At 56.6% G+C, this 24,470-nt stretch carries 26 protein-coding genes; 18 read left to right on the top strand and 8 right to left on the bottom strand.

All coding sequences use genetic code 11. The annotated features are described in order from the left end of the window. Positions 1-39 precede the first annotated feature (39 nt). The gene (locus ACXJGX_RS01520; protein ID WP_474778372.1) at positions 40-1,635 is read right to left on the bottom strand and encodes a peptide chain release factor 3; all 1,596 of its coding nucleotides are present in this window, start codon (positions 1,633-1,635) and stop codon (positions 40-42) included. A gap of 42 nt (positions 1,636-1,677) precedes the next feature. Between ACXJGX_RS01520 and ACXJGX_RS01515 the strand changes: the two genes are divergently transcribed. Further along, a complete protein-coding gene (locus ACXJGX_RS01515) occupies positions 1,678-2,328 on the top strand; it encodes a hypothetical protein (RefSeq protein ID WP_474778371.1) in 651 nt (216 codons plus the stop codon). Here ACXJGX_RS01515 and ACXJGX_RS01510 read toward each other — a convergent pair. Further along, positions 2,325-3,287, bottom strand: coding sequence for a Hint domain-containing protein (locus ACXJGX_RS01510; protein ID WP_474778370.1), 963 nt, complete (start codon positions 3,285-3,287; stop codon positions 2,325-2,327). The genes ACXJGX_RS01515 and ACXJGX_RS01510 overlap by 4 nt on opposite strands. A gap of 91 nt (positions 3,288-3,378) precedes the next feature. On the opposite strand from ACXJGX_RS01510, the gene ACXJGX_RS01505 reads away from it, so the two are divergent. From ACXJGX_RS01505 to ACXJGX_RS01495, 3 genes are all read left to right on the top strand, one after another. Further along, a complete protein-coding gene (locus tag ACXJGX_RS01505; RefSeq protein ID WP_474778369.1) occupies positions 3,379-4,158 on the top strand; it encodes an SDR family oxidoreductase in 780 nt (259 codons plus the stop codon). Beyond that, positions 4,158-5,276 (top strand): hypothetical protein, encoded by a 1,119-nt coding sequence (locus ACXJGX_RS01500; protein WP_474778368.1) that lies wholly within the window; start codon positions 4,158-4,160, stop codon positions 5,274-5,276. The genes ACXJGX_RS01505 and ACXJGX_RS01500 overlap by 1 nt, the downstream gene beginning before the upstream one ends. Before the next feature lie 72 nt (positions 5,277-5,348). Continuing rightward, positions 5,349-6,422, top strand: coding sequence for an ABC transporter ATP-binding protein (locus ACXJGX_RS01495; RefSeq protein WP_474778367.1), 1,074 nt, complete (start codon positions 5,349-5,351; stop codon positions 6,420-6,422). Here the strand turns inward: ACXJGX_RS01495 and ACXJGX_RS01490 are convergent. Genes ACXJGX_RS01490 through ccmI form a run of 4 tightly spaced genes read right to left on the bottom strand, consistent with a single transcriptional unit; the run spans position 6,419 to position 8,957 of the window. Beyond that, complete coding sequence (locus ACXJGX_RS01490) at positions 6,419-7,000, bottom strand: hypothetical protein (protein ID WP_474778366.1); 582 nt, start codon at positions 6,998-7,000, stop codon at positions 6,419-6,421. The genes ACXJGX_RS01495 and ACXJGX_RS01490 overlap by 4 nt on opposite strands. Before the next feature lie 48 nt (positions 7,001-7,048). Further along, the gene (locus ACXJGX_RS01485; protein ID WP_474778365.1) at positions 7,049-7,291 is read right to left on the bottom strand and encodes a DUF1289 domain-containing protein; all 243 of its coding nucleotides are present in this window, start codon (positions 7,289-7,291) and stop codon (positions 7,049-7,051) included. Next, a complete protein-coding gene (ruvX, locus tag ACXJGX_RS01480; RefSeq protein ID WP_474778364.1) occupies positions 7,288-7,764 on the bottom strand; it encodes a Holliday junction resolvase RuvX in 477 nt (158 codons plus the stop codon). Before ruvX ends, ACXJGX_RS01485 begins: the two co-directional genes overlap by 4 nt. Then, the gene (gene ccmI, locus ACXJGX_RS01475; RefSeq protein ID WP_474778363.1) at positions 7,761-8,957 is read right to left on the bottom strand and encodes a c-type cytochrome biogenesis protein CcmI; all 1,197 of its coding nucleotides are present in this window, start codon (positions 8,955-8,957) and stop codon (positions 7,761-7,763) included. The genes ruvX and ccmI overlap by 4 nt, the downstream gene beginning before the upstream one ends. A 204-nt stretch (positions 8,958-9,161) precedes the next feature. Between ccmI and ACXJGX_RS01470 the strand changes: the two genes are divergently transcribed. The 5 genes from ACXJGX_RS01470 to ACXJGX_RS01450 all read left to right on the top strand — a co-directional run bounded on the left by ACXJGX_RS01470 (position 9,162) and on the right by ACXJGX_RS01450 (position 14,799). Beyond that, positions 9,162-10,406: a sarcosine oxidase subunit beta family protein gene (locus ACXJGX_RS01470; protein ID WP_474778362.1), complete on the top strand. Its 1,245-nt coding sequence runs from the start codon at positions 9,162-9,164 to the stop codon at positions 10,404-10,406. A 199-nt stretch (positions 10,407-10,605) separates the two neighbouring features. Continuing rightward, positions 10,606-10,788 (top strand): hypothetical protein, encoded by a 183-nt coding sequence (locus ACXJGX_RS01465; RefSeq protein ID WP_474778361.1) that lies wholly within the window; start codon positions 10,606-10,608, stop codon positions 10,786-10,788. Between the two features lie 105 nt (positions 10,789-10,893). After that, a complete protein-coding gene (locus tag ACXJGX_RS01460; protein WP_474778360.1) occupies positions 10,894-11,223 on the top strand; it encodes a sarcosine oxidase subunit delta in 330 nt (109 codons plus the stop codon). Then, complete coding sequence (locus ACXJGX_RS01455) at positions 11,220-14,234, top strand: sarcosine oxidase subunit alpha family protein (RefSeq protein WP_474778359.1); 3,015 nt, start codon at positions 11,220-11,222, stop codon at positions 14,232-14,234. Before ACXJGX_RS01460 ends, ACXJGX_RS01455 begins: the two co-directional genes overlap by 4 nt. Then, entirely contained in the window at positions 14,227-14,799 is a 573-nt protein-coding gene (locus ACXJGX_RS01450; protein ID WP_474778358.1) for a sarcosine oxidase subunit gamma, read from the top strand. Before ACXJGX_RS01455 ends, ACXJGX_RS01450 begins: the two co-directional genes overlap by 8 nt. Positions 14,800-14,801: 2 nt before the next feature. Here the strand turns inward: ACXJGX_RS01450 and ACXJGX_RS01445 are convergent, their stop codons facing one another. After that, on the bottom strand, positions 14,802-15,173 hold the full coding sequence (locus ACXJGX_RS01445; protein WP_474778357.1) for a winged helix-turn-helix transcriptional regulator: 372 nt from the start codon (positions 15,171-15,173) through the stop codon (positions 14,802-14,804). Positions 15,174-15,269: 96 nt separating this feature from the next. Here ACXJGX_RS01445 and ACXJGX_RS01440 point away from each other — a divergent pair, with 96 nt between their 5' ends. From ACXJGX_RS01440 to rarD, 7 genes are all read left to right on the top strand, one after another. Continuing rightward, the gene (locus ACXJGX_RS01440) at positions 15,270-16,406 is read left to right on the top strand and encodes an NADH:flavin oxidoreductase (RefSeq protein ID WP_474778356.1); all 1,137 of its coding nucleotides are present in this window, start codon (positions 15,270-15,272) and stop codon (positions 16,404-16,406) included. 98 nt (positions 16,407-16,504) lie between these two features. Then, entirely contained in the window at positions 16,505-17,293 is a 789-nt protein-coding gene (locus ACXJGX_RS01435) for an alpha/beta fold hydrolase (protein WP_474778355.1), read from the top strand. Between the two features lie 121 nt (positions 17,294-17,414). Continuing rightward, positions 17,415-18,014 (top strand): superoxide dismutase, encoded by a 600-nt coding sequence (locus tag ACXJGX_RS01430; RefSeq protein WP_474778354.1) that lies wholly within the window; start codon positions 17,415-17,417, stop codon positions 18,012-18,014. A gap of 120 nt (positions 18,015-18,134) precedes the next feature. Continuing rightward, a complete protein-coding gene (locus ACXJGX_RS01425) occupies positions 18,135-18,326 on the top strand; it encodes a hypothetical protein (RefSeq protein WP_474778353.1) in 192 nt (63 codons plus the stop codon). Next, on the top strand, positions 18,319-18,771 hold the full coding sequence (locus ACXJGX_RS01420) for a host attachment family protein (protein WP_474778352.1): 453 nt from the start codon (positions 18,319-18,321) through the stop codon (positions 18,769-18,771). The genes ACXJGX_RS01425 and ACXJGX_RS01420 overlap by 8 nt, the downstream gene beginning before the upstream one ends. Positions 18,772-18,833: 62 nt before the next feature. Continuing rightward, positions 18,834-19,811 (top strand): threonine ammonia-lyase, encoded by a 978-nt coding sequence (locus ACXJGX_RS01415; RefSeq protein WP_474778351.1) that lies wholly within the window; start codon positions 18,834-18,836, stop codon positions 19,809-19,811. After that, the gene (gene rarD, locus ACXJGX_RS01410) at positions 19,808-20,746 is read left to right on the top strand and encodes an EamA family transporter RarD (RefSeq protein ID WP_474778350.1); all 939 of its coding nucleotides are present in this window, start codon (positions 19,808-19,810) and stop codon (positions 20,744-20,746) included. Before ACXJGX_RS01415 ends, rarD begins: the two co-directional genes overlap by 4 nt. Here rarD and ACXJGX_RS01405 read toward each other — a convergent pair. Continuing rightward, positions 20,683-21,240: an LOG family protein gene (locus ACXJGX_RS01405; RefSeq protein ID WP_474778349.1), complete on the bottom strand. Its 558-nt coding sequence runs from the start codon at positions 21,238-21,240 to the stop codon at positions 20,683-20,685. The two genes, rarD and ACXJGX_RS01405, sit on opposite strands and share 64 nt — an antisense overlap. A gap of 112 nt (positions 21,241-21,352) precedes the next feature. Here ACXJGX_RS01405 and ACXJGX_RS01400 point away from each other — a divergent pair, with 112 nt between their 5' ends. Both ACXJGX_RS01400 and ACXJGX_RS01395 read left to right on the top strand, forming a co-directional pair. After that, positions 21,353-22,522 carry a LysM peptidoglycan-binding domain-containing protein gene (locus ACXJGX_RS01400; protein ID WP_474778348.1) on the top strand — a complete coding sequence of 390 codons (1,170 nt, stop codon included), beginning with the start codon at positions 21,353-21,355 and terminating at the stop codon, positions 22,520-22,522. Positions 22,523-22,586: 64 nt separating this feature from the next. Beyond that, complete coding sequence (locus tag ACXJGX_RS01395) at positions 22,587-24,413, top strand: ABCB family ABC transporter ATP-binding protein/permease (protein ID WP_474778347.1); 1,827 nt, start codon at positions 22,587-22,589, stop codon at positions 24,411-24,413. Positions 24,414-24,470 lie beyond the last annotated feature (57 nt).

Below are 24,470 nucleotides of genomic sequence, written 5' to 3'. Positions count from 1 at the left end.
CAAACGTCACAGCCCGGCGCAGGCTATGACGCTTGGGCATCACACCATCATTTCTTTTGTCGCAGTCAGTTTGATATCCGGGTAGTCGCGCCCGACACGGTCAATATCCCATTGCAACCGCGTCAGGTACACGGTGTCGCCGTCGTTATCCGTCGCGATGTGTTGCTTGTTGGCGGACGCGAATTTTTCGACGGCGTCCTTGCTGCCAGCGACCCAACGGGCCGATGTAAATTGCGAGGATTCGAAACGGACGGGCAGGCCGTACTCCAGTTCGATCCGACTGGCGAGAACTTCGAACTGCAATGCACCGACGACGCCGACGATAAAACCGGACCCAAACGTGGGTTTAAACACTTTGGCGGCACCTTCTTCGGCGAATTGCATCAACGCTTTTTCAAGATGCTTGGCCTTCATCGGGTCGCCCGCGCGGCATGTTTGCAGTAGTTCAGGCGCAAATGACGGGATGCCCGACACCCGAATTTCCTCGCCTTCGGTCAGGGTATCACCAATGCGCAACTGGCCATGGTTCGGGATGCCAATGATGTCACCGGCCCATGCTTCTTCGGCCAATTCGCGGTCAGCGGCCAGAAACATCACAGGGTTACTGATCGCCATCTGCTTTTTAGAACGCACATGCGTGAGCTTCATCCCGCGCAAGAAATGCCCCGACGCCAGCCGCACAAAGGCGACGCGGTCGCGGTGTTTGGGGTCCATATTGGCCTGCACCTTGAACACGAACCCCGTCACTTTGGGTTCTTCCGGCGCGATATTGCGCGGCTGTGCAGTTTGGATCTGCGGTTCCGGCCCATAGGTTGCCAAGCCGTCCATCAGTTCCTTGACCCCAAATGAATTCATCGCAGAGCCGAACCAGATCGGCGTCATTGAGCCATTCAACAAGGCCTCTGGGTCCAGTTTTGGCAAAAGCTCCTTGGCCATCTCGATTTCTTCGCGGAATTTTTCAAGCAAGTGCGCAGGCACGTGTTCCGCCAGCTTCGGGTCGTCCAATCCGTTGATCGAAATGCTGGCGGCAACCTTGTTACGGTCAGCGCGATCCATCAATTCAAGACGGTCGCGCAAAATATCGTAGCAGCCGATGAATTCGCGCCCCACCCCGATGGGCCAGCTTGCCGGGGTCACGTCGATTGCAAGGTTTTCTTGGATTTCGTCAATAATTTCGAACGTATCGCGGCTTTCGCGGTCCATTTTGTTGCAGAAAGTCAAGATCGGTAGGTCCCGCAAACGACAGACTTCGAACAGCTTTTGCGTCTGACTCTCGACACCTTTGGCACCGTCAATGACCATCACGGCCGCGTCGACTGCCGTCAGCGTGCGATATGTGTCTTCGGAAAAATCCGAGTGTCCGGGCGTGTCCACAAGGTTGAACCGGTATTTTCCAAAGTCGAAAGACATCGCCGACGCGGAAACGGAAATACCGCGATCTTTTTCCATTTGCATGAAATCTGACCGGGTACGTCGGGCCTCGCCTTTGGCGCGTACCTGTCCGGCCATCTGAATGGCGCCACCATACAAAAGGAATTTTTCGGTCAAGGTTGTTTTGCCAGCATCCGGGTGCGAAATGATCGCAAAGGTGCGGCGGCGGCCAATTTCAGGCGGAAGGGGCGGGCGATTTGTCATGGCAGATGCTTTATGCGGTCGCAAAGAAAAGGGCAATGCGGCATGCGCTTAACCTATTCTTTTCGGTTCGGCGCTAGACGTCGTGAAATGTATAAACCTTATCATATCCTCGTATTTCTTATGGCAACCGCATGCGGGGGCGGCGGCGGCGAAAGCGTCGGCAGCGGCATCGACCCAAGGCTTGCCCGTATCGATATATACGAAACCCAACGGGTGCGGGTGCTTGGTGATCCGGGTGCCGGTGTGATGGGCATGATGGCGACACCGGAACCCGCGATCCCAACGTCCGGTCAGGCACATTTTGATGGCTTCGTCACGATGCGCGTCGAAAATCCCGCGCAGGTTCTGGTGCTGTATGGTGATTCCGCCATCGCGGTGGATTTTGCGGGGAATACCGTCACTGGGACTTTGGACAATTTTTTTGGAACGACGGGACGTGGAAATGTTGCAGATTACGCGGGCGAGGTCACGATTGATGGGGGCACTCTTCGCGACGGTGTCAGCATCGACTACAGTGGGGTGTTAACGGCCGGATCAGATCGATTGGTTTTGGGCGGTACGGCCGACGGGCAGTTTTTAAACCAACCACTGACGGCGATTGCGGTCGCTGATCTAGAGGCGGGTGTCATCCACAATGGCACCTTGTTTGACGCCACGCTTATCATTGTCGGGGAAGGATCTGTCACACCTTAACTGGTCGACGCCCGTCGCAGGACACTGACGATATCGGTCTGTGCGGTCAATCCGTCTTGGACCTCGTAGTCCAGATGCCTGACACGATTGTGGATTGTCACATCGTTGGTGTCAGACAATGCGCCACGGCTGCGCTGATCGATGAAATGCGATTCCGCAGCAATCCCTTCGGCAAAAATGATGTAATGCTCTTCAAAGATCAGTTGGAAATACTCGATAAATCCGCCGTTGCGACGTACCACCGTCCGATCATCGACCAGATGCCGGGCTTTTATCAGGACCTCTGATCGGCCAGCCCCCAAAATATCTTCGCGCTGATAAATAAACAGCCGGTGATCAGGGCGCAGGACCAGATCATTTTCGTTGTGCAGCGCACCTTTTTTAATAAGAACCGGCGCGAATTGTCCGGTTGCGCGTAATGTGCTTTGGCCAATGATTTTGATGGGCTGGCGGCCGTGGTCACGCGTCAGCACCATGTCGCCTGCTTGCAGGGTTTCGATCGGGCGCATTTCGCCGGTCCCCATGGTGATATGCGTGCCGCGCGCGAAAGATCCACCAGCCGCTTGGGCAAAGCGCCGTGTGGCGGCATGTCTCTCGATCCCGATCAGACGGTAGTTGGTATTTTGTAAAATTTCACCCAATGGCAGGAGGTGAATGTCGGCGACCAGGTCGTCCGCCACTTCGACGAGGATCAGTAATTCAAGCGTGACACCGTCCGGGGCCATCAATGTCAGGCAGCAATCCACGTGCACCACGTTACCGTTCCCGTCAGCGCGCGACAGCCGCGTTTCGGAATTTTGCAACTTTAGTCCGTAACTGATTGATTTGGGTGCTAAACGGTATTGATCGTCCATGATCATATCATCAGCAAACGACATCGGTTCACCATAGCGCACGCCATGCGTTGCTGCGAAATCCGCAGCGCGAAAAACATCCACGACGAGGGTCTGGCTAGTCATGCGAAACCGTTACACCGACGCGCGGTCAAAGGGAATAGACCCTACCGATTTGTGGTGTTAGGTCTGTGTTTGAATTTTGGAGGGACATAAGATGGATCTGGGTATTAAAGGCAAACGTGCGTTGGTATGCGCGTCATCCAAAGGGTTAGGTCGGGGCTGCGCTGTCGCTCTGGCGGAGGCTGGTGTCGATTTAGTCCTGAACGCACGCGGCCAAGAGGCGCTTGAGGCGACGGCGGATTACATCCGTACAAACTACGGCGTCGATGTGACAACTGTTGCGGCGGACGTCGCAACCCAAGCAGGCCGCGAAGCATTGCTGGCCGCTGCGGGTGACGTGGATATTCTGGTCAACAATGCGGGTGGTCCGCCTCCGGGAATGTGGACCGACTGGAGCCGGGATGACTTTATTGCGGCTTTGGACGCCAATATGCTGGCACCAATCGCGCTGATGCAGGCGCTGATGCCCGGTATGATTGACCGTGGATGGGGCCGCGTCGTGAACATCACGTCAGGTTCGGTCAAGGCACCAATTCCGCAACTGGGTCTGTCGAATTCTGCGCGTGCCGGTCTGACGGGATTTGTTGCGGGCACGTCGCGTCAAGTTGCGCAATACGGTGTCACGATCAACAACATGTTGCCGGGCATTCATGCGACTGATCGCGCTGTCAGCCTTGATACAGGGGTGGCAACTGCGCAAGGCATCGACATTGCGGCCGCCAAGGCGCAGCGCCAGGCAACCATTCCCGCACGTCGCTATGGCACCGCGGACGAATTTGGCGCGACCTGTGCGTTTCTTTGCTCTCAGCATGCCGGATTTATCGTGGGCCAAAATATCGTCGCCGACGGCGGTGCCATTAACGCCACGATCTGATGGCCCAAGGATTTAGCCTGAAAGACCAGCTTTTTAACGCTGAAACAGTTGGCCTTTTGGGCGATCATTTTGAACGGGCGGGTGTTTTTAGTGCGGCACCGTTTGTCGCCGACGTCATGGCGCAGCTGCCGCCGCTTGAGCTGAAAGCACGGATAAACCTGATCGCGGAGGTTCTCGCGCGGCACCTGCCGCGGGACTATATAGCCGCCTGTGACGCCATCACCGCGGCCTTGCCGCCGCCGCTTGATCCGTCACGTACGGATGATGATTTCGGACATTTCATTTATGCGCCCTTGGGTGTGTTTGTCGAAACACGCGGGATCGAACGGCATCTGGACGAAAGCCTTACGTTGATGCAGGCGCTGACACAGCGGTTTTCAATGGAATTTTCGCTCAGAGCGTTTTTGAACCGTCACGAGGCCGCGACGCTGGAAAGGTTGCACGACTGGGTGCGCCACGACAATTATCATGTCCGGCGCCTGGTGTCAGAGGGAACGCGGCCAAGGCTGCCATGGGGGCAGAGCGTCGGTTTGACACAAGCACAGACACTGCCGCTTTTGGATCAGCTATATGCGGACAAGACGCGTTTTGTGACGCGGTCCGTGGCCAACCACCTGAATGATATCACAAAGTTCAACGGCGGATTGGTCATTGACCGGCTTGAACGGTGGCAGGGCGCGGGCGGGCAACTGGCGCCTGAACTGGACTGGATGCGCAAGCACGCCTTGCGTGGGTTGATAAAAGCAGGCGATCCGGCAGCGCTGCGCCATCTTGGCTATCTGCCCGACGCGCCGATCAACCTGACGCAATTCGATCTGAGCGAAACGGCGATCCCTATTGACGCGAGCTTGACGATCAACGCGTCCCTTACGGTCGCAACCGACACCCCGCTGATCATCGATTATGTGATTGATTTCGTGAAGGCGAACGGGAAAACCGCACCAAAAGTTTTCAAATTCAAACAATGCATCGCCAAGGCGGGAATCCCTGTCACGATCACCAAAACCCACCGTTTCAAAGGCGACGCGACCACGTTCCGGCTTTATCCGGGGGCGCATCAAATCCATCTGCAAGTCAACGGGCGTATCATGCAAAGTGTCGGATTTGATCTGACCTAAATCTTGCCCTGCCGTGCCGGGGTTGTTAGGTGCGGTATACCCAATAATTTTCGTCAGGGATCGCGCGCGCTCATGCAAACACCACGTCTCGAGATTAAGAACATCGTCAAAGCTTTTGGTGGTCGCCGCGTGGTCGACGACGTAAGCCTGACGGTCATGCCGGGGCAGGTGACCTGTTTGCTTGGTCCATCGGGGTGCGGGAAATCAACGACCCTGCGAATCATCGCCGGCGTCGAGATGCAAGACAGCGGGACCATCCATGTGGACGGTCAGCTTGTTTGTGACACCATCTATCGTGTGCCACCCGAAGGGCGATCAATCGGGTTGATGTTCCAAGACTTTGCATTGTTTCCGCATTTGACGGTGGGGCAGAATGTGGCCTTTGGCCTGAAAAAAGGAACCGAGGCAGCGTCGCGGGTGGAAAGACTGCTGGGGAAGGTGGGGATGGGGCGTTATATTGACGACTATCCACACCAGCTGTCAGGCGGTGAACAGCAACGCGTTGCTTTGGCGCGCGCCTTGGCACCGCGGCCGCGTATCATGCTGATGGATGAACCGTTTTCTGGTCTGGATGACCGCTTGCGCGACGATATCCGCGACGAGACGCTCGAGGTGCTTAAGGGCGAGGGGACAGCTGTTTTGTTGGTCACCCACGAACCCGGCGAAGCGATGCGCATGGCCGATGAAATCGCCCTGATGCGCGACGGGAAAATCGTACAGCAGGGGGCGCCCTATAATATTTACAATACGCCTGTTGATCGCAAAGCAGCAGCGTTTTTTAGTGATATCAATGTGATTAAGGGCGTCGTCGAGGGCGCATTGACAGACACACCTTTTGGTCAGTTTCTGGCGCCGGGCGTGGCGAACGGCACCGCTGTAGATATCGTTATCCGTCCGCAACATCTGAAAATCGATTTTGATCGCGCGGGGCGCGGTCCACACCCGACGGCAATTGACGGAACGCCGGCGCGCGGGGTGGTGCAGCGGGCACGGTTTGTGGGCGCGTCAAGCTTGGTCGAATTCAAAATGGATTACGATGGATCAACCTTGCGGGCGGTGGTGCCGTCGGTCTTTTTGCCCAAAGTCGGCACGCCGCTATGGCTGATGATCCGGCGTGACCGGTGTTTCGTATTTCCAAGCGGCTAGCTGCCGGTTTCGAAAATATCCACAGTTTCACCGCCCAATCGCACATAGCAGACGGTGGATGTTGCCGTGTTTTGGTGACAGAAGATCGGCAGATCATTTGCCACCGTTTTATTATAAGCCGCGATGTTCACTTCATAAAACCCGGGCCGCGCCAGAAGATCATTTACCAAAGGAAGTTGCTGACCGTGCGACACGTTGTTTTGGTCAAAAAGTCGGCTGGATGTGACGTCATGCAACAAGCGCTGTGTGCTTTCGGGGCCGTTTCCGTCGTAGATATACGTTGTAACGGGGGCGATTGTCGCAAATATGACCTCGCCCTGCTGGGTGGTCACGGTTGACCGCAAAACAGCGGCCTCACACTCGACTCCGATCAAGTCGAGCGTCAGCACGTCCGGGTGATTGGGATCGCTAAAGATGATGTTGCGTGTCTGGGTAAACGGGCACTGAAACGACGCCACCGATAGCCCGTTTTCGACAGCCGCCACGGTGGACATCTTTGGGTTTTGCGTCACGCCCGCATGTGGCAGGCATCCCGAGACGGGAATGCTTGCACAAACAAGAAAGACTTTAAACTTCACTTTGTTCCCATCCCATAAAAGTGAACACTCCGTGTCCTGATCAGGAACCTAACCTAAACGCGCGGCACGACCGCCGCGTCGTTTCGAAACCTTTGTCTTGCGATTGGGTAAATCGGCCATCACCGCCGCGCGCTCTGCAGGGGTCATCCGCGACCAGCCCCCGATTTCGTCGATTGTCCGCAGGCATCCGGTGCACAGTCGGCTTTCGGGCTGGATCACACAGATTTTGATGCACGGGCTGTCAATTTCCGCGCGCTTCCAGATTTGGTCGGTGTTTTCAGATTTGGTCACGCGTTTTTCCTAAGGTGTGCCAGCCTGTCCAGCATCCCCTGCAAGATATAGCTGGCCGCGACGTGATCAATGACCTCTGCGCGTCTTTTGCGTGATGTGTCCGCTTCGATCAGGGCGCGCTCTGCGGCGACAGTCGACAGCCGTTCATCCCAAAATACAATTGGCAGGTCCGTGAGCCGTTCCAAATTGCGTGCAAACGCCCGCGTTGCTTGACATCGTGGGCCTTCAGAGCCGTCCATATTCATTGGCAGCCCCAGAACGAGCCCTTTGATCTGGCGGGCGGTGGTAATCTCGAAGAGGCGCGCCGCATCAAGACCAAATTTCTTACGCTTGATGGTTTCCAGCGGCGTTGCCACCGAACGCGTCAAATCGGATACGGCGACGCCAATCGTTACTGTCCCAAGGTCAAGCCCGGCGACCGCACTAAAATCCGGCAAGGTCGCAGCAAAGGCCTGGGGTGTTTCGCAGATCATTCCACCAGCCCTGCCTGTTGTGCCGCGTTGGTCAGCGTGTCCATTGCGGCGGCATTGGTTGCGAACACTTGCTGGGCTTCGACCCAGACGGCACGGGCGCTGGAATCGTCGCCCAACACGCCGTAGGCCGCAATTAACCGCGCCCAGTCCGACGCTGGCCCGCCTTCGTTGGCCAGTCGGTCTGCGAGCCCGGCAACCATGTTCCCGATCATGGCGGCCCGTTCGTCATCTGTCATGTCTTTGGCGTTGTCGATGTCGGCCGCGGACGGGCCACGCACGGATGGCAGTGAATAGTCGATGCCTGCCCGAAAGGCGGCGTCTTCGATTTGTCCTCTGGCCGAGGTGACATAAAAGCTTGTGATGTCGCCGTTTTCTGCAATGTCACGCCACAGCCGCACTGCGATATCAGGGCGGTCGGTTTGGTTATAGAGCGCACCCATGTAATACCGCGCCGCGATATTTTGTTCATCGCGGGCCAATATGCTGCGCAGCGTTGTTTCTGCCTCGGGCGAGATCAGACCGTTTGCTGCTGTAACTTGCAAATCTGCCAAGATCTGCAGGTCATCGATGCTGGCCGCGTCACCAAGAATTTCCAGAAGATGCTCTTGGGCGCGGGTGGCTGCGGCAAAGTTGCGCAACTCTGACTCGTGATAGGCCAGACGCGCCCATGCTTCGGTGTCGTCGGGGCGTGTTTCGGCAATCACGCGCAGCTTTGCTATGGCGTTCAGATAATCCGCTGGGGCATCAACGGGCAGGCTGGGCGGTGCTGCCATTTCCAGTTCGGTCTGGGACGGGCGTGTGTTGCGCGCCTCTTGGCTGGCGGCAAGCCGCGCCTTTAACGGCAGGTCGCCATAGCCGGGCGCGCCAAGCGCACTATAAATCGCGAACGTCACCACTGACAGCGCGGCGACAATGCCAAAGATGATCGAACGGTTGGGGGTGGTTGTGCGCGAGGCGTCGGATGGCTCGTTGGTCGCGGCGATCAGACGGCGGGCGACTTCGGCGCGCGCGCGTTCGGCTTCTTCTTGGGGCAAGAGGCCCCGCGACAAGTCGCGTTCAATTTCATCGAGTTGGGCGCGATACACGCCGACATCTGGATTTTGGGTATGTTCGCGACGCGGTCTTTGCAGCGTTGCGGCAAGGATCCCCGCGACACCAAGCGTCAAAACACCGCAAATCAGCCAAAAAATCATCCCGTCCCATCCCTTTAGATCAAGGCTGACATAGCCTTCTGGAGCCTTGGTGAAAAGGGGGATGCGACGACATGGCGTTATGGGGGGTTTGCACCCATGTCGTTAATTGTTAGCCAGACGCCGCTGGCAGTATCCTCTTGGCACCCAGAAGGGTCCAGATAGGATGCAAGTCAAGTTCGGACCAAACAGGGAATCGATGACCGCATGAAACGTTATTCAGCTTTTGCCGTTGCTCGTGAGGCGATGCGCCAGCATACCGGTTGGGACCGCGCATGGGCAAAGCCCGCACCCAAAAAGAAATACGACGTCGTGATCGTCGGTGCCGGGGGGCATGGTCTGGCGACCGCTTATTATCTGGGTAAGAATTTCGGCATCACCAACGTGGCAGTGTTGGAAAAGGGTTGGCTGGGTGGCGGCAACACGGGCCGCAACACAACGATTATCCGGTCGAACTATCTGCAGGATCCGTCCGCCGCGATCTATGAAAAGGCGCGCAGCCTGTATGAAACCATGTCACAGGACCTGAACTATAACGTGATGTTCAGTCCGCGTGGTTTGATCATGCTTGCCCAAACGCAACACGAAATTCGGGGATATCAGCGCACCGCACAGGCGAATGCGTTGCAAGGTGTGTCGACAGAATGGATCGGCCCGGACCGGGTCAAGGAACTTTGCCCGATTATCAACATCGACGGGCCGCGTTATCCGGTGCTGGGCGGTTTGTATCAGGCGCGGGGCGGCACGGCACGGCACGACGCTGTGGCATGGGGCTATGCGCGCGCATGTTCCGCGATGGGGATGGATATCATCCAACAATGCGAAGTCACCGGCGTGCGCCAAAACGAAGGCAAGGTTGTTGGCGTTGATACATCGAAGGGGCCGATTGACTGTGGCAAACTGGCGATGGTTGTCGCCGGGCATGCGGGCGTCATGGCGCAAATGGCGGGGTTCCGGTTACCGATTGAATCTGTGGCCTTGCAGGCCTTGGTATCCGAGCCGATCAAGCCCTGTATGGACGTGGTGGTCATGGCCAACACCGTTCACGGGTATATGTCGCAGTCCGATAAGGGCGAAATGGTCATCGGTGGCGGCACCGATAGCTTTAACAATTATACCCAGCGCGGGTCATTCCATCACATCGAAGAAACCGTGCGCGCGCTGATCGAAACCTTTCCGATGGTGTCGCGGCTGAAAATGCTGCGCCAATGGGGGGGGATCGTCGATGTGACGGGCGACCGATCCCCGATTTTGTCAAAGACACCCGTTGACGGGGTGTTCGTCAACTGTGGTTGGGGCACCGGAGGATTCAAGGCAATTCCCGGATCGGGTTGGGCGATGGCGGAACTGATTGCAAAAGGTCATTCACCTTTGACCGAAGAATTCAGTATGTTCCGGTTCCGCGAAGGCAAGTTCATCGACGAAAGCGTGGCGGCCGGGGTGGCGCATTGATGTCAGAAACCATCAGAAAACGCGCGCCTGCCAATCACGTCAAATTTAAGGCGCCAATGTCGCCTTTGGCGGAACTTGGCCGACCTGAAGTTGAACATTCGGCTGTCCTTGGCCCAAAAGGCCGGGGGATTCTGGCTTGTCTAGCTTTGCGAGTGTGGACGGGTGATGGTGAGGCATCAACAAACGAGGATGCCACGACATGCTTGATTTCACTAAAAAAACCAAACGGAACACGGGCGGTTTCGGCTTTATTTTCGGAGTCGGCATCGCGTTTACAGCAATGCTGGCGGTCGTGTTCGCGATGGGGCAGGCCAACGCACAAGACGCGCCATACGGGCCAGCACCTATTCCATTCATCAAGGTTATGCCTTTGGACGAATAATTCTTTTCATCTTTCCTCTCCCCAAGACGTGAAAGGCGGGCGCAGCAATGCGGCTGCCTTTTGCGTTTTGGTTGCGACATCTTCCCCAAACATCGAGGCCCCAACATGCTGACCCTTCAGTGTCCCTATTGCGGCGTGGACGCCGATGAAACCGAATTGCATGCCGGGGGGCAGGCGCATCTCAAACGCGAGGGGCCGGGATCATCCGACGATGATTTTGAGGATTACCTGTTTATGCGCGAAAACCCGAAGGGCGTTCATTTTGAACGTTGGCGCCATGCCTATGGTTGCGGGAAATGGTTTCTGGCGGCGCGCTGCACCGCCACCCTAGAAGTATTCGGCACCTATCCGGCGCAATCCACACAGCCACCGCAAAGCATCACAGAGACGATCGCAGGCAAGCGCCCCGGTTGGTCGAAGGGAACCTTTCAATGAGCACCCGTCTTTCCGGCATGGGCCGTCTAATCAACAAAAACAAACCGCTGTCATTCAAGTTTAACGGCAAGAATTTGCGTGGCTTTGAAGGCGATACGCTTGCCTCTGCGCTATTGGCGAATGACCAGTTGCTGATGGGGCGGTCGTTTAAATATCACCGTCCGCGCGGCGTGGTGGCGTCGGGTGCCGAAGAACCTAACGCGCTGATGAACCTTGGAGCGGGTGGCCAATTCGAACCGAACCAACGCGCGACGACCACCGAACTTTTTGATGGTCTGACTGCGGCGTCCCAAAACCACTGGCCAAGCCTTGAATTTGATGTCGGGGCAATCAACACACATTTCGCGCGGTTCCTGCCCGCGGGCTTTTACTATAAAATGTTTATGTACCCGCAGGCCTTCTGGAAACATGTCTACGAGCCGGTCATTCGCCACTCTGCGGGGCTGGGTAAAGCACCAAAAGACCGTGACACCAGCACATACGAACACTTTCATGTCCATGTTGATGTCTTGGTTGTGGGCGGCGGCATTGCGGGCCTCGCTGCTGCACTTGCGGCTGCTGAAGCCGGTGCGCGTGTCCTGCTGATGGAACAAACCGCACATTGGGGCGGTCGCGCGGTTGTCGATGAGCCCACAATCGAAGGCATGCCTGCCCAGGATTGGGTGAAGGAAACAGTCGAAGTCCTTGAAAATATGCCGAATGTTGACTTGCGTTTGCGGTGCATGGGCGCGGGTGTTTATGACCATGGCTATGCGCTGGGCTATGAAAGGTTGACAGATCACGCGCCTGATACGGACGGCCCGCGACACCGCCTGTGGCGCATTCGCGCCAAGCAAATCATCACGGCGACCGGCGCGATCGAACGCCCGCTGTCGTTTGCCGGTAACGACGTGCCGGGTGTTATTCTGGCTGCGGCGGTGCGCGATTATGTGGTGAATTTTGGTGTATCGCTGGGCGACCGCACCGTTGTCGTGACCAATAATGATGATGCCTACCGGACGGCATTGGTGCTAAAGCGCGCAGGCCTAGAGATCCCGGCGATCATCGACGCGCGCAAAGATGTCGAAGGACCGTTGATTGACGCGGTGCGTGCGTTGGGTATCAGGGTCGAGGTTGGCAAAGGCATCGCCAAGGTCAAAGGTGGCAAGCGCGTCACATCCGTCGGGATATGCACGCAAGCCGGCGAGGGCGCAGTCATCGAAGAGATCGCGTGTGACTGCGTGGCGATGTCGGGCGGTTGGTCGCCCGTCGTACACCTGTGGTCGCATTGTGGCGGGAAACTGTGCTGGGACGCGGATCAGGTGATGTTCCGCCCCGATCACGAAAAGCCCCCCACCGGTGCAAACGGCGCACCATTTGTCATCGCGGCGGGCACTGCCAACGGCCATTTGTTTACCGCCGAAGCCGTCGGCGATGGATGGGCGGCGGGGCGTGTTGCGGCCAAAGTGGCCGGCCATAGCAAACGTGCAGGACAGGCCCCCTTGGGCGAGGATGACGCCGAGGGACCGATTTCACCGGTTTGGATGATGCCGCAAGGGGCAAGCCATGCCCTGCGCGCGAAGGCGTGGTTGGATTTTCAAAACGACGTCAAAGTGTCCGACGTGCAGTTGGCCGCGCAGGAAGGTTTTGAAAGCGTTGAACACGCAAAACGCTATACGACATTGGGGATGGCAACCGACCAAGGTAAATTAAGTAATATCAATGGTTTGGCCGTGCTTTCGCAGGCGTTGAATGCAGACATTCCAAATGTCGGCACCACCACGTTCCGCCCGCCATATACCCCCATCTCGTTGGGTGCGATTGGCGGCTCTGCCCGCGGTGATCTATTCCAACCGATCCGCAAAACGCCCGTATCGGCATGGTCGAATGCGCATGGGGCAGACAACGAACCTGTTGGTCAATGGCGCAGGCCCTATGCGTATGTGCGCCCCGACGAGACAGTGCATGACGCCGTCAACCGCGAGGTGGTGAATACGCGCACCAACGTCGGGCTGCTGGATGCATCCACACTGGGCAAGCTGATCGTCAAAGGTCCGGACGCCGGAAAATTCCTTGATTTGATGTACACAAACGTGATGTCGACATTACCGGTCGGAAAATGTCGTTACGGGCTGATGTGTTCGGAAAACGGGTTCCTGATGGATGACGGTGTTGTGGTCCGCATGGACGAAAACACCTGGCTTTGTCACACCACAACCGGGGGTGCCGAACGCATTCACGCCCACATGGAAGACTGGTTGCAGTGCGAGTGGTGGGACATGCAGGTTTACGTGGCAAACGTCACCGAACAATACGCGCAAATCGCGGTTGTTGGCCCGAATGCCCGCAAATTGTTGCGCAAACTGGGTGGCGATATGGACCTGTCCGCCGAGGCGCTTCCATTTATGCAGTGGGCCAAGGGCAAGATTGGCGCATTTGATGCGCGCGTCTTTCGGATCAGTTTTTCGGGAGAATTGTCATACGAGGTGGCTGTGCCCGCTGGTCAGGGCGCCGCATTCTGGGATGCGCTGATTGCAGCCGGTGAAGAGTTCGGCGTGATGCCTTATGGCACAGAATGCCTGCATATTTTGCGCGCTGAAAAGGGCTTTATCATGATCGGGGATGAAACTGACGGAACAGTGATTCCGCAGGATTTGAACCTGCAGTGGGCGCTATCCAAAAAGAAAGACGATTATCTGGGCAAGCGCGCCCACACGCGCAGCCACATGGCCGACCCGAACCGCTGGAAACTGGTCGGGCTTGAGACCGTCGATGGGTCTGTTTTGCCAGATGGTGCGTATGCGATTGCTGATGGACACAATGCGAACGGGCAACGCAACACGCAAGGCCGGGTCACATCAACGTATTATTCCGCGACCCTCGCGAAGGGGATCGCGATGGGGCTGGTTTTGCGCGGGCCGGACCGGATGGGCGAGGTGATTGAATTCAACAAGCTTGACGGCACAACGGTCGCCGCCAGAATTGTTGATCCGGTGTTTTATGACAAAGAAGGGGCAAAGCAAAATGTCTAATGCGGTCAGTGCTTTGAACGGTAAAGTCGCTGCGGGAGAGGTCACAATCCGCGAGGCCGGGTTGCGGGGGATGATCACGTTGCGCGGGGATCTATCCGACAGCAAGGTGAAATCCGTTTGCACGTCCCTGACGGGGTGCGATTTTCCAACAAAAGGGGGTGTCAGCATTGATGGTGACAAAGGCCTGTGCTGGATGTCGCCGGACGAATTGCTGATCCTGCTTCCATACAGCGCCGTTTCTGATGCTTTAGCATCAATTGATAAGGCATTGAAGAAAAGGCATTATTTGGCGGAAAATGTATCAGACGCCCGCGCGCTCGTTTCTGTCGAGGGCGCCTATGCGCACGATGTGCTTGCCAAGCTTGCGCCTGTCGATTTGCACCCGGATACCTTTAAACCCGGCCAATGCCGGCGCAGCCGGATTGGCCAAATTGCTGCGGCATTCTGGATGCGTGACGCAGATACGTTTGAATTGATTTGTTTCCGGTCGGTCGCTGATTACGCCTTTGATCTGCTTGTGGCGTCGGCACATGCCGGTGCTGTTGGCCACTTTAAAACCGCTTAGCGTCACTGGTTCGCGTCGTACTCTGCCCTGGCTGCGTTGACCTCTTGCAGGTTGATGCAGGTCCACTTGTAAATCGCACGGTACGGCGCGAGCAGGGAACGACCAAGCGGGGTCATCGCATATTCAACGGCAATCGGGGATGTATTGCGGACGGTGCGGGAAATGATTCCGTTGCGTTCAAGTTTGCGCAACGTCTGCGTCAACGACTTTTGCGATACACCCTCTAGACATCTTTTAATGCTGTTAAAACGGTGTGGCCCGGCGTCCAGAACCGTCAAAATCATCATCGACCATTTATCTGCGATCTCGGCAAAAAGAAGTCGGTTGGGGCAGTCAACGGTGAAATGACGCGTTTCGCTGGTGTCTTTGGGCATAAGGTTTCCTTTGATACACTTAGTGTAGGAATAGTGCCTAATTGAAACCAGGTCTACAAAATATACTTAGGTGCGATAGCAATAGGAGCATCACCAATGTCACTCGACACACCCGCCACCTCGGCCGAAGTCGCACCTCTTTTCCGTCCGTTCAAGCTTGGCGGGTTGAACCTCAAAAACCGCATCGTCATGGCACCGATGACACGTGCGATGGCCCCGAACGGGGTTCCGGCGCAGCAAAACGCCGACTATTACCGCCGCCGTGCGCAAGGCGGGGTTGGCCTCATCCTGTCCGAGGGCACCGTGATCGACCGGCCATTGTCGCGTAACGAACCGGGCATTCCTTTCTTTCATGGAGAAAACGCGCTGGCTGGCTGGAAAACTGTCATTGATGCTGTCCATGATGCAGGGGGCCGGATGGGACCACAGCTGTGGCACACATCCACCGCGCCAAGCTCCAGCGGATGGACGTCTGAGATACCGATGGAAAGCCCTTCTGGTTTGTTCGCGCCGGGCAAGCCCAGCGGTAAGGCCATGACCGAAAGCGACATCGCGGATACGATCGCAGCATTCGCAAGCGCTGCCGCTGACGCAAAGCGGCTTGGTTTTGACGTGGCCGAACTGCATGGCGCGCATGGCTATCTGATCGATCAGTTCTTCTGGTCCGGCACCAACCAGCGCGCCGATCACTGGGGCGGTAAAACGTTGCCAGAGCGGTCGCGCTTTGCGGTCGAGGTGGTCAAAGCTGTGCGTGCGGCGGTCGGCCCGGATTTCCCGGTGATCTTGCGGTTAAGCCAATGGAAACAGCAAGACTATGCGGTGCGGTTGGCCGAGACGCCAGCCGAAATGGAAGCATGGCTTGCGCCGCTCTCGGATGCAGGTGTGGATATTTTCCACTGTTCGCAGCGCCGCTTCTGGGAGCCGGAATTTGCCGACATCGATGGTGAAGACGGCTTGAACTTTGCCGGTTGGGCCAAAAAGATCACGGGCAAGCCCACGATCAGCGTTGGATCTGTTGGGCTGGACGCGGATTTCTTTACGGCCTTTGCCGGCGGTGGGTCTGCGAACGTTGGGTTGGACAAGCTGCTTACGCGGATGGACCGTGACGAATTTGACCTGATTGCGGTCGGGCGTGTGCTGCTAAGCGATCCGGATTGGGCCGAAAAAATTCGGACCGGTGATACCGACGCCCTGATCGGGTTTAACCCAGCCGATTTAGGCAAATTGACCTGATGTGACCCCATCGCGGCGGGCGCCCTACACGGTCGTGCTGCCGCAGATGGAACGATGTAAGCCGATTGGCGTTAGGCCTGTAAGAAAGGCCTAACGCCATGACCCCACCCATGATTTTCATCCCCGGACTTTTCGAGACGCCCGACATTTGGGCGCCCACTCAAGCCCGTCTTGGCCTGTCTGCCGCCCGCTGCCTGAACCTGCCGTTGCCGGGTCACGACCCGACGCGTCGCGCGCTGACTGTGGCGGAATGGACCAACGACGCGTCGGCCCGTATCGCAGACTTTGCGGGTGGCGAGCCTGCGATGATTGTGTCGCATTCCACAGGCGCAATGCTAAGTTTGCTTTTGGCGCAACAGAACCCCGCTGCGATTGACAGTATTGTAATGGCCGGCGGTCTGACGTGTGGACACCGCGGCCGCGCCGCATGTTTTTCAACCGAAGTGATGAAGTGGCCAAAAGTGGCGCGCCCATTGTTTGGTGTCTTGTGGCGCTATTGGCTGTCGAACCGCACACGCTTTGAACAGGGGCTGCGCAGTGTCACAACGCCTGCCGTCGCGGCAGAGTTTTCCGAACAGATGCGGTCATCGCTGCAGGCGTGCCGGGCAGAAGACATTCGACTGCTTGCGGACTGGGTGTTGCGGCATTCTTTAATCGACGTGCTGGAAAATATCTCGACGCCCGTGCTTGCCGTGATCGGAAGCGCGGATGCCGTGGTGCCAGCGCGGCACCAGTTGAATATCTTGCGCGGGGTGTCCCATGCGCAGGGGTACCTGATGGACGCCGGACATTTGCCGTTTCTTGAAAACCCGCGTGCCTTTGACAGCGCGTTACTGGGGTGGATGACAATGCGTCAGGCGGCGCGCCCATTTGCAGCTGCTGCCTGACAGATGTGCATCGGCGCACAGGTGATTGTGAACGACCCGCCAAGACCGATCTAACCCTTGACCTCTCGCAACCATGTGACATGTATCAATGCATACTGTCCCTAACACAGAAAGTAAGAAAATGGCTTTTACACTCCCCGATCTTCCATACGCACACGACGCTCTTGCATCAAAGGGCATGTCTGCTGAGACGCTCGAATTTCACCACGACCTGCACCACAATGCCTATGTGACCAACGGAAACGCCGCGATCGCCGGCACCGAATGGGAAGGCAAGTCCCTTGAGGAAATCATCACAGGCACCTACAACCCGACGGCTGTGGCGCAGAGCGGTATCTTCAACAACATTTCGCAGCTTTGGAACCACAACCAATTTTGGGAAATGATGGGTCCAAACGGCAATGCAATGCCTGGCGAACTTGAAAAGGCGCTTGTCGAAAGCTTTGGATCCGTTGACGAATTCAAAAAACAGTTTAGCGCAGCAGGCGCTGGGCAGTTTGGTTCCGGCTGGTGCTGGTTGGTGAAAGACACCGATGGCGCGCTGAAAGTGACCAAAACAGAAAACGGCGTGAACCCGCTTTGCTTTGGGCAGACCGCGCTGCTGGGCTGCGATGTTTGGGAACATTCCTATTACATCGACTTCCGGAACAAGCGTCCGGTCTATCTGACGAACTTCCTTGATAACCTTGTGAACTGGGAAAACGTCGCGGGCCGTATGTAATTTCCCATCGTGTCGCGTGTTTTTGGCCTGCCGCAATTTGCGGTGGGCCTTTTTTATGGAACGAACGGCGTGACCTTAGGGTTGTGTCAGTAATCGAACCAGAACACGGAAGGACAAGTTATGGCAGATCGCAAACGTTCCCAAGATGGCACGTCAGACACCGAACAAGAGGTGAATGGGGCGCCGCAGTCGAACGCAGTTCCGGGTGCACATGGTGGCGCTGACGGTTCGGACCGCCGCGCAACGGGCGTTTCTAAAGTCCGTAGCCAGCCTAGCGAAATAGCCCCGTCAGAGGATGTGTCTGATGACTGAGATCGCAAAGGGCACATGGGTATTGGTCGCGGATAGTGAAAAGGCGCTGTTTCTTGAAAACCAGACAGACGCTGAAAATCCGCATTTGCAGGTCGTCAGAAAGAAGGAGCAAGACAATCCTTCGAACCTTGAACAGTCCGCTAATCGCCCCGGCCGGATGAACGACGGCGGCCCCGGCCAAAAGTCGGCTTTTGATGATACTGATTGGCATGAACTTGCAAAAGACCGTTTTGCCGTCGAATTGGCTGACCTTTTGTATGGCCATGCGCACCGCGGTAATTTTTCGCAAATCGTTCTTGTTGCTGCACCGGGGGTGTTGGGTGCATTGCGCGACAACCTGCACCAAGAGGTGAGTGACAAAGTGATTGGCGAAATTCCAAAAACACTGACCAATCATCCGTTGAACGAAATCGAAAAAATCGTGATGGCGGACCTCGCGGGTTAATACCGGATGGACAAAGACTTAGACCCGTGGGACACCTGCGGGTCTTTTGCTTTGAGGCTACTATGTCCGGACCTTCACGAAACGAAATTCACGCGGCAGCCGCGATGCTGCGGGGGGCTGTCGTGGAAACACCTGTGCTGCCGCTGACATCGCATCGGTGGGGCGGCACGCTTCCTGACTGCGCCAGCGTCACTGTTAAGCTTGAATTGTTTCAGCAGACGGGATCGTTCAAGGCGCGCGGCGTTCTGTTGGGTATCCGCAAGTTAACCCAAGACCAACGCAAGGCAGGTGTCGTCGCCGCGAGTGGTGGCAATCATGCGCTCGCGGTGTCTTGGGCCGCGCATGCCGCAGGTGTCGACGCGGTCATTTGCATGCCCAGTACCGTGGACCCATCGCGGATTACCGGCTGCAAAGATCTGGGTGCCACTGTCGAACTTTATGACGATATGCCTGCGGCATTTGCCGCGATGAACGCTGCTGCTGACGGTGGGCGCACGCTGATGCACCCGTTTGAAGGGTCACACATGACGCTAGGGGCCGCGACATGTGGGTTGGAGTATGTGGATCAGGCCCCGCAAATAGATACATTTGTTGTGCCCATCGGCGGTGGCGGCCTGATAAGCGGTATGGCCTGTGCAATCAAACAACTGCGGCCGGGTGCCACCGTGATCGGGGTGGAACCTTATGGTGCTGACGCCATGTTCCGCAGTTTTGAAGCGGGCAGACCTGTCACGTCGGACCGCATCGATACCATTGCCGATAGTCTGAGTGCGCCATATGCGCTGCCTTATTCGTTTTCCGTCACCAAAACCTATGTGGACTGCGTCGTGCGTGTTGACGATGATGAATTGCGGCATGCGATGAACCATTACCAACGCATCTTGCGGCTGACCGCAGAACCGGCTTGCGCCGCGTCACTGGCCGCAATCCTTGGGCCTTTGCGCGATGAGCTGGGTGGTCGGCATGTTGGCATTATCGCCTGCGGATCGAATATTTCCATCAGCCGCTACACAGCAATTATGGGGGATCTGGCGCAGTGAATGACAGCACCAAAGGGATCGTCGCGATCATCGCCACATGTGTGATCTGGGGGTTGTCCCCGATCTACTACAAAGCCCTGAGCCATATTCCACCGCTTGAGGTGTTATCACATCGGGCCGTGTGGTCGTTTTTGTTCTTCGGGGTCATCTTGGTTATGCAGGGGCGGTTCAAACAAATGCTTGCGCTGATCCGTGACCAAAGTGCGCTGATGGTCGTCGCGGCTTTGATGATTTCCGCGAATTGGTTTTTGTTCATTCTGTCATCGCAAATTGATCGCTCCACCGAGGCAAGCGTGGGGTATTACATCTATCCGCTGCTGTCCGTCTTGATCGGGCGCTTTGTCTTGTCCGAACCGTTAAGCCCATTGAAATGGATTGCAATCGGGCTGGTCTTTGCGGCGGTGACCGTGTTGACCGTAGGCTTAGGTGTTGTACCGCTTGTGGCGCTGTCTTTGGCGGTGACATTCGCCATCTACGGGTTGATCAAAAAAGGCGTGTCCGCTGGGCCCGTTCTGACGGTCGCCGCAGAGGTGGCATTGGTGCTGCCATTGGCCGTTATCTGGCTGGCAGGCGTTCACTTCGCGGGCTTCGAAGGGTTCAAGCCGACGACAGGTGGCGCGTTCGGTCAGAACTGGCATGACAGTATCTTGCTGATATGCGCCGGACCGATCACATCGATCCCGCTGTTGATGTTCAGCTATGGCGCGCGCCGCGTGTCGATGGCGACCACAGGCATCGCATTCTACATCAATCCGACGCTGCAGTTTCTGGTCGCCGTCCTGATCTTTGCAGAGCCATTCGGCACCGTGCATATGGTCGCATTTCCAATGATCTGGGCGGCGGTGATCCTGTATTCGGTGACCGCCATCCGTCAGGATAAAGTGGCGCGCAGATTGGCCTCTAATGCGGCGACGTCCGGGACGATTGTCACATAAGACAGGATATCGTCGCCAGCAAAGCCTTGTTTGACGACGTGTTCCAACAATGTCCAAAGCGGGTCCCAGAAACCGTCGGTATTCAGCAGCACGATCGGTTTCGCGTGCAGTTTGAGCTGCCGCCATGTGAGCGCCTCAAAGAACTCGTCCAGGGATCCAGCCCCACCCGGCAGGACGACCACCGCATCGGCGTTCATGAACATGACCTTTTTGCGTTCGTGCATGGTTTCGGTAATGACAAAACTATCAAGGTCGCGCTTGCCGACCTCCCAATCCAGCAGGTGGGTGGGGATGACCCCAAAGGTTTTGCCGCCCGCAGACTGCACAGCATTCGCCACCCGACCCATCAACCCGACATCACCTGCGCCGTAAACCAGCCGCCAGTTGTTGCGGACCAGCATTTTGCCGGTTTCATCGGCAGCTACAGCATAGGTGGCGTTGGACCCGTCACGGGACCCGCAATACACACAGACAGATTTTTGATATGTTGGCATGATATGTCTTTTCTTACAGCTTCACTTTGACGCCTGAGGGTGGCGTTGCTACGGTAGGTGCACCATGTGAGGTGGTGGAGCCAATTACAATGGGCCGATCAGGGGAATTGATGTGAATAAGGCAACCAAATCAAACGCAATGCCATTGGTGCTTGGCGCGTTAGCTGCAATTGTGTTGGTTGTTGGCATTGTCATTTTTGTCCCCCAAGCACCTGTGCCGCAAACGTCAGGGGAGGCAGTTGTCGATAGCGGTGCCGCCGACACGGGTTTTGCCGCAGATACGCCCGCGTTACCTGTCCCGCAGGCCCCGCGGTTTGATACATTTCGCGTCGAAGCGGACGGCAGCATGGTTGTAGCAGGACGTGCAGAGCCGGGGCAGGTTGTTGCGATTGTACTGGGTGGGGATGTGATTGACACTGTGACGGCCGACGCATCGGGTTCTTTCGTCGTCTTCCCGACCGCTAGTCCATCGCCAGATCCACGGTCCCTGACTTTGGTGGGGGATCCGGACGGTGCGGCGTTGCGTTCCGACACAAGCTATATCGTGGCCCCGATTGCGCAGCCACAGGTCGTCATCGCCCAAGTCGCGCCGCCAGCCCCGGACACCGCACCCGCACCACTTGATCGTCCTGACGCGCCTGCGATGGTTGCCGAACCGTCCCCGACAGCGCCGGCACCACAGACGTTGCCAAATTTGGGCACGCCATCCGCCACGTTGCCGCAGGTCCCTGTCGCGCCGACTGTCTTGAAAGCAGACGGCGACGGGGTGCGTGTTGTTCAGTCAGGGCCAGACCTGTTGTCCCCCAATGTTGCGCTTGATGCGATCACATACGATCCGCAAGGCGAGGTGCAGCTGTCAGGCCGTGCGGTCGGTGACGGATCAGTGCAGGTCTATCTCGATAACCAGCCTGTGAATGCTTCTCCGGTGACGCAAGGGGGTGATTGGCGCATCGACCTACTGGATGTGGCGACAGGTGTTTATACATTGCGTGTCGACGAGGTAAACACGGATGGTGCTGTGGTTTCGCGCATTGAAACGCCATTCAAGCGCGAAGAACCGCGTGATGTCGCCGCAGTCTTGGCAGAAGAGACATCGCAAGACGGGTTCGACGTTGCCGTGCGGACGGTGCAGCCGGGGGCAACGCTTTGGGCGATTGCAGAGGAAACCTTGGGGAACGGCATCTATTATGTGCAGGTCTATGAAGCCAACGCCGATTTGATCCGCGATCCTGACCTGATTTACCCCGGTCAGATTTTCCGGATGCCTGACGTCAATCAATAGCGGCATAGGGCTGGTGTTTCTGAAGGGGCCATCCTAACTAAAGGGGCCATCAGCTGGAGTGCCAATGCGCCGTTTATCCACCACATCTGAAAATCTTGAAAATTCCAATGTCAAAGGATGGGCTGTCATCCGCAGGGTCGCGCCGTATCTTTGGCCAGACGGAGAGCCATGGGTAAAGCGCCGGGTCGTCATCGCGCTAATCATACTTTTCACCGCAAAGCTGATCGCGGTCGCAACGCCGCTGTTTTACAAACAAGCCGTGGATGCTTTGGCGCAGGACGGTGCGTCCGCCGCGACCATTCTTGGTTTAGGCGCGGTAGGGCTGACGCTGGCGTATGGATTGGCCCGCCTGATGAACGTCGGTTTCCAGCAGTTGCGCGATGTTATCTTTACCCCGGTGGGACAGCGCGCACTGCGTCAACTGGCGCTTGAAACCTTTACCCATATTCACCGTCTTTCGATGCGCTATCATATCATGCGCAAAACGGGCGGGCTGAGCCGTGTGATTGAACGCGGCGTCAAGGGCGTCGAATTCCTGCTGCGTTTCTTGCTGTTCAGTATCGGACCGCTTGTGCTGGAACTGCTGATGATTGCCGGCGTTTTGTTTTTTCTGTTTGATGTTTGGTACTTGGTCGTCGTTTTTGTCACCATCGCGCTGTATGTGGCCTTTACATTTACCGTCACGGAATGGCGGGTCAAAATCCGCAAAGTGATGAATGAACAAGATACCGACGCAAACCAAAAGGCGATCGATAGCCTGCTGAACTTTGAGACCGTCAAATATTTTGGCGCCGAAAAGTGGGAGGCCGACCGCTATGACAGCGCAATGGCCAAATACCAAAAGGCCGCGATCACCACAAATTATTCGCTGGCTTTCCTGAATTTCGGACAGTCGCTTTTGATCACAGGTGGTCTTGTGGCTGTGATGGTCATGGCTGCGATTGGCGTTGAAAAAGGGACCCTGACGGTCGGCGATTTTGTCATGGTCAATGCTTATATGATCCAGATCACCATGCCGCTGAATTTTCTGGGCACCGTGTACCGCGAAATACGCCAAGCGTTGATTGATATGGGGGATATGTTTGATCTGCTGGAACAACCCGCCGAGGTTCAAGATCGCGTTGGTGCCACCCCGCTCAAGGTTTCGGGCGGCAGGGTCACACTGGACAATGTCGTTTTCGGGTATGATGATGCGCGCCCGATCCTGAAAGGGGTCAGTCTGACGGTCGAACCCGGTCAGACAGTTGCGATTGTAGGGTCATCCGGTTCGGGAAAGTCCACCATCGGTCGCTTGTTATTCCGGTTTTACGACGTGAATGCGGGTGCATTAACCATTGATGGCCAAGACGTGCGGGACGTGACCCAAGACAGCTTGCACGCACAAATCGGCGTCGTGCCGCAAGACACGGTGCTGTTCAATGACACCGTGCATTATAACATCGCGTATGGCCGCCCGACCGCCACCGAGGCCGAGATCGTCGCGGCCGCCAAAGCCGCTAAAATTCATGATTTTATCATGAGTATGCCCGACGGCTATCAAACTACAGTGGGTGAGCGCGGTCTCAAGCTGTCGGGCGGCGAAAAGCAACGTGTTGGTATCGCGCGCACGCTTTTGAAGAACCCTCCGATCTTGCTGTTGGACGAGGCGACATCGGCGCTTGATACGCAAACCGAAATGGAAATTCAGGCCGAACTTAAGGAAATGGGCGAGGGACGCACCGTGATCACCATCGCCCATCGGCTGTCAACAATTGCTGATGCCGATTTGATCGTTGTGCTGGAAAACGGCGTGATCGTCGAACAAGGAACCCAAGACGCGCTGCTGGCCAAGGAGGGGCGTTATGCGCAATTATGGAACCGCCAATCCGAAGAAACCGTTGCGCCAGTTTAACGTGACCCGGCCAATTGTTTATCGGATATGACGCATTTCGGCAGGGTGATGGTGCAT

It is taken from the genome of Yoonia sp. SWMV100 (genome assembly GCF_056108365.1).
This window is presented reverse-complemented; position numbering and strand designations above follow the sequence as displayed.

Excerpts from the sequence above, each read along its gene's own strand:
- ACXJGX_RS01420 (WP_474778352.1), top strand. The coding sequence starts at position 18,319 with ATGACTGAGATCGCAAAGGGCACATGGGTATTGGTCGCGGATAGTGAA.
- ccmI (WP_474778363.1), bottom strand. The coding sequence starts at position 8,957 with ATGATTTTTTGGCTGATTTGCGGTGTTTTGACGCTTGGTGTCGCGGGG.
- ACXJGX_RS01500 (WP_474778368.1), top strand. The coding sequence starts at position 4,158 with ATGGCCCAAGGATTTAGCCTGAAAGACCAGCTTTTTAACGCTGAAACA.
- ACXJGX_RS01520 (WP_474778372.1), bottom strand. The coding sequence starts at position 1,635 with ATGACAAATCGCCCGCCCCTTCCGCCTGAAATTGGCCGCCGCCGCACC.
- ACXJGX_RS01440 (WP_474778356.1), top strand. The coding sequence starts at position 15,270 with ATGTCACTCGACACACCCGCCACCTCGGCCGAAGTCGCACCTCTTTTC.
- ACXJGX_RS01430 (WP_474778354.1), top strand. The coding sequence starts at position 17,415 with ATGGCTTTTACACTCCCCGATCTTCCATACGCACACGACGCTCTTGCA.
- ACXJGX_RS01510 (WP_474778370.1), bottom strand. The coding sequence starts at position 3,287 with ATGACTAGCCAGACCCTCGTCGTGGATGTTTTTCGCGCTGCGGATTTC.
- ACXJGX_RS01415 (WP_474778351.1), top strand. The coding sequence starts at position 18,834 with ATGTCCGGACCTTCACGAAACGAAATTCACGCGGCAGCCGCGATGCTG.
- ACXJGX_RS01445 (WP_474778357.1), bottom strand. The coding sequence starts at position 15,173 with ATGCCCAAAGACACCAGCGAAACGCGTCATTTCACCGTTGACTGCCCC.
- ACXJGX_RS01495 (WP_474778367.1), top strand. The coding sequence starts at position 5,349 with ATGCAAACACCACGTCTCGAGATTAAGAACATCGTCAAAGCTTTTGGT.
- ruvX (WP_474778364.1), bottom strand. The coding sequence starts at position 7,764 with ATGATCTGCGAAACACCCCAGGCCTTTGCTGCGACCTTGCCGGATTTT.
- ACXJGX_RS01435 (WP_474778355.1), top strand. The coding sequence starts at position 16,505 with ATGACCCCACCCATGATTTTCATCCCCGGACTTTTCGAGACGCCCGAC.
- ACXJGX_RS01505 (WP_474778369.1), top strand. The coding sequence starts at position 3,379 with ATGGATCTGGGTATTAAAGGCAAACGTGCGTTGGTATGCGCGTCATCC.
- ACXJGX_RS01425 (WP_474778353.1), top strand. The coding sequence starts at position 18,135 with ATGGCAGATCGCAAACGTTCCCAAGATGGCACGTCAGACACCGAACAA.
- ACXJGX_RS01515 (WP_474778371.1), top strand. The coding sequence starts at position 1,678 with ATGCGCTTAACCTATTCTTTTCGGTTCGGCGCTAGACGTCGTGAAATG.
- ACXJGX_RS01455 (WP_474778359.1), top strand. The coding sequence starts at position 11,220 with ATGAGCACCCGTCTTTCCGGCATGGGCCGTCTAATCAACAAAAACAAA.
- ACXJGX_RS01395 (WP_474778347.1), top strand. The coding sequence starts at position 22,587 with ATGCGCCGTTTATCCACCACATCTGAAAATCTTGAAAATTCCAATGTC.
- ACXJGX_RS01465 (WP_474778361.1), top strand. The coding sequence starts at position 10,606 with ATGCTTGATTTCACTAAAAAAACCAAACGGAACACGGGCGGTTTCGGC.
- ACXJGX_RS01460 (WP_474778360.1), top strand. The coding sequence starts at position 10,894 with ATGCTGACCCTTCAGTGTCCCTATTGCGGCGTGGACGCCGATGAAACC.
- ACXJGX_RS01405 (WP_474778349.1), bottom strand. The coding sequence starts at position 21,240 with ATGCCAACATATCAAAAATCTGTCTGTGTGTATTGCGGGTCCCGTGAC.
- ACXJGX_RS01450 (WP_474778358.1), top strand. The coding sequence starts at position 14,227 with ATGTCTAATGCGGTCAGTGCTTTGAACGGTAAAGTCGCTGCGGGAGAG.
- ACXJGX_RS01470 (WP_474778362.1), top strand. The coding sequence starts at position 9,162 with ATGAAACGTTATTCAGCTTTTGCCGTTGCTCGTGAGGCGATGCGCCAG.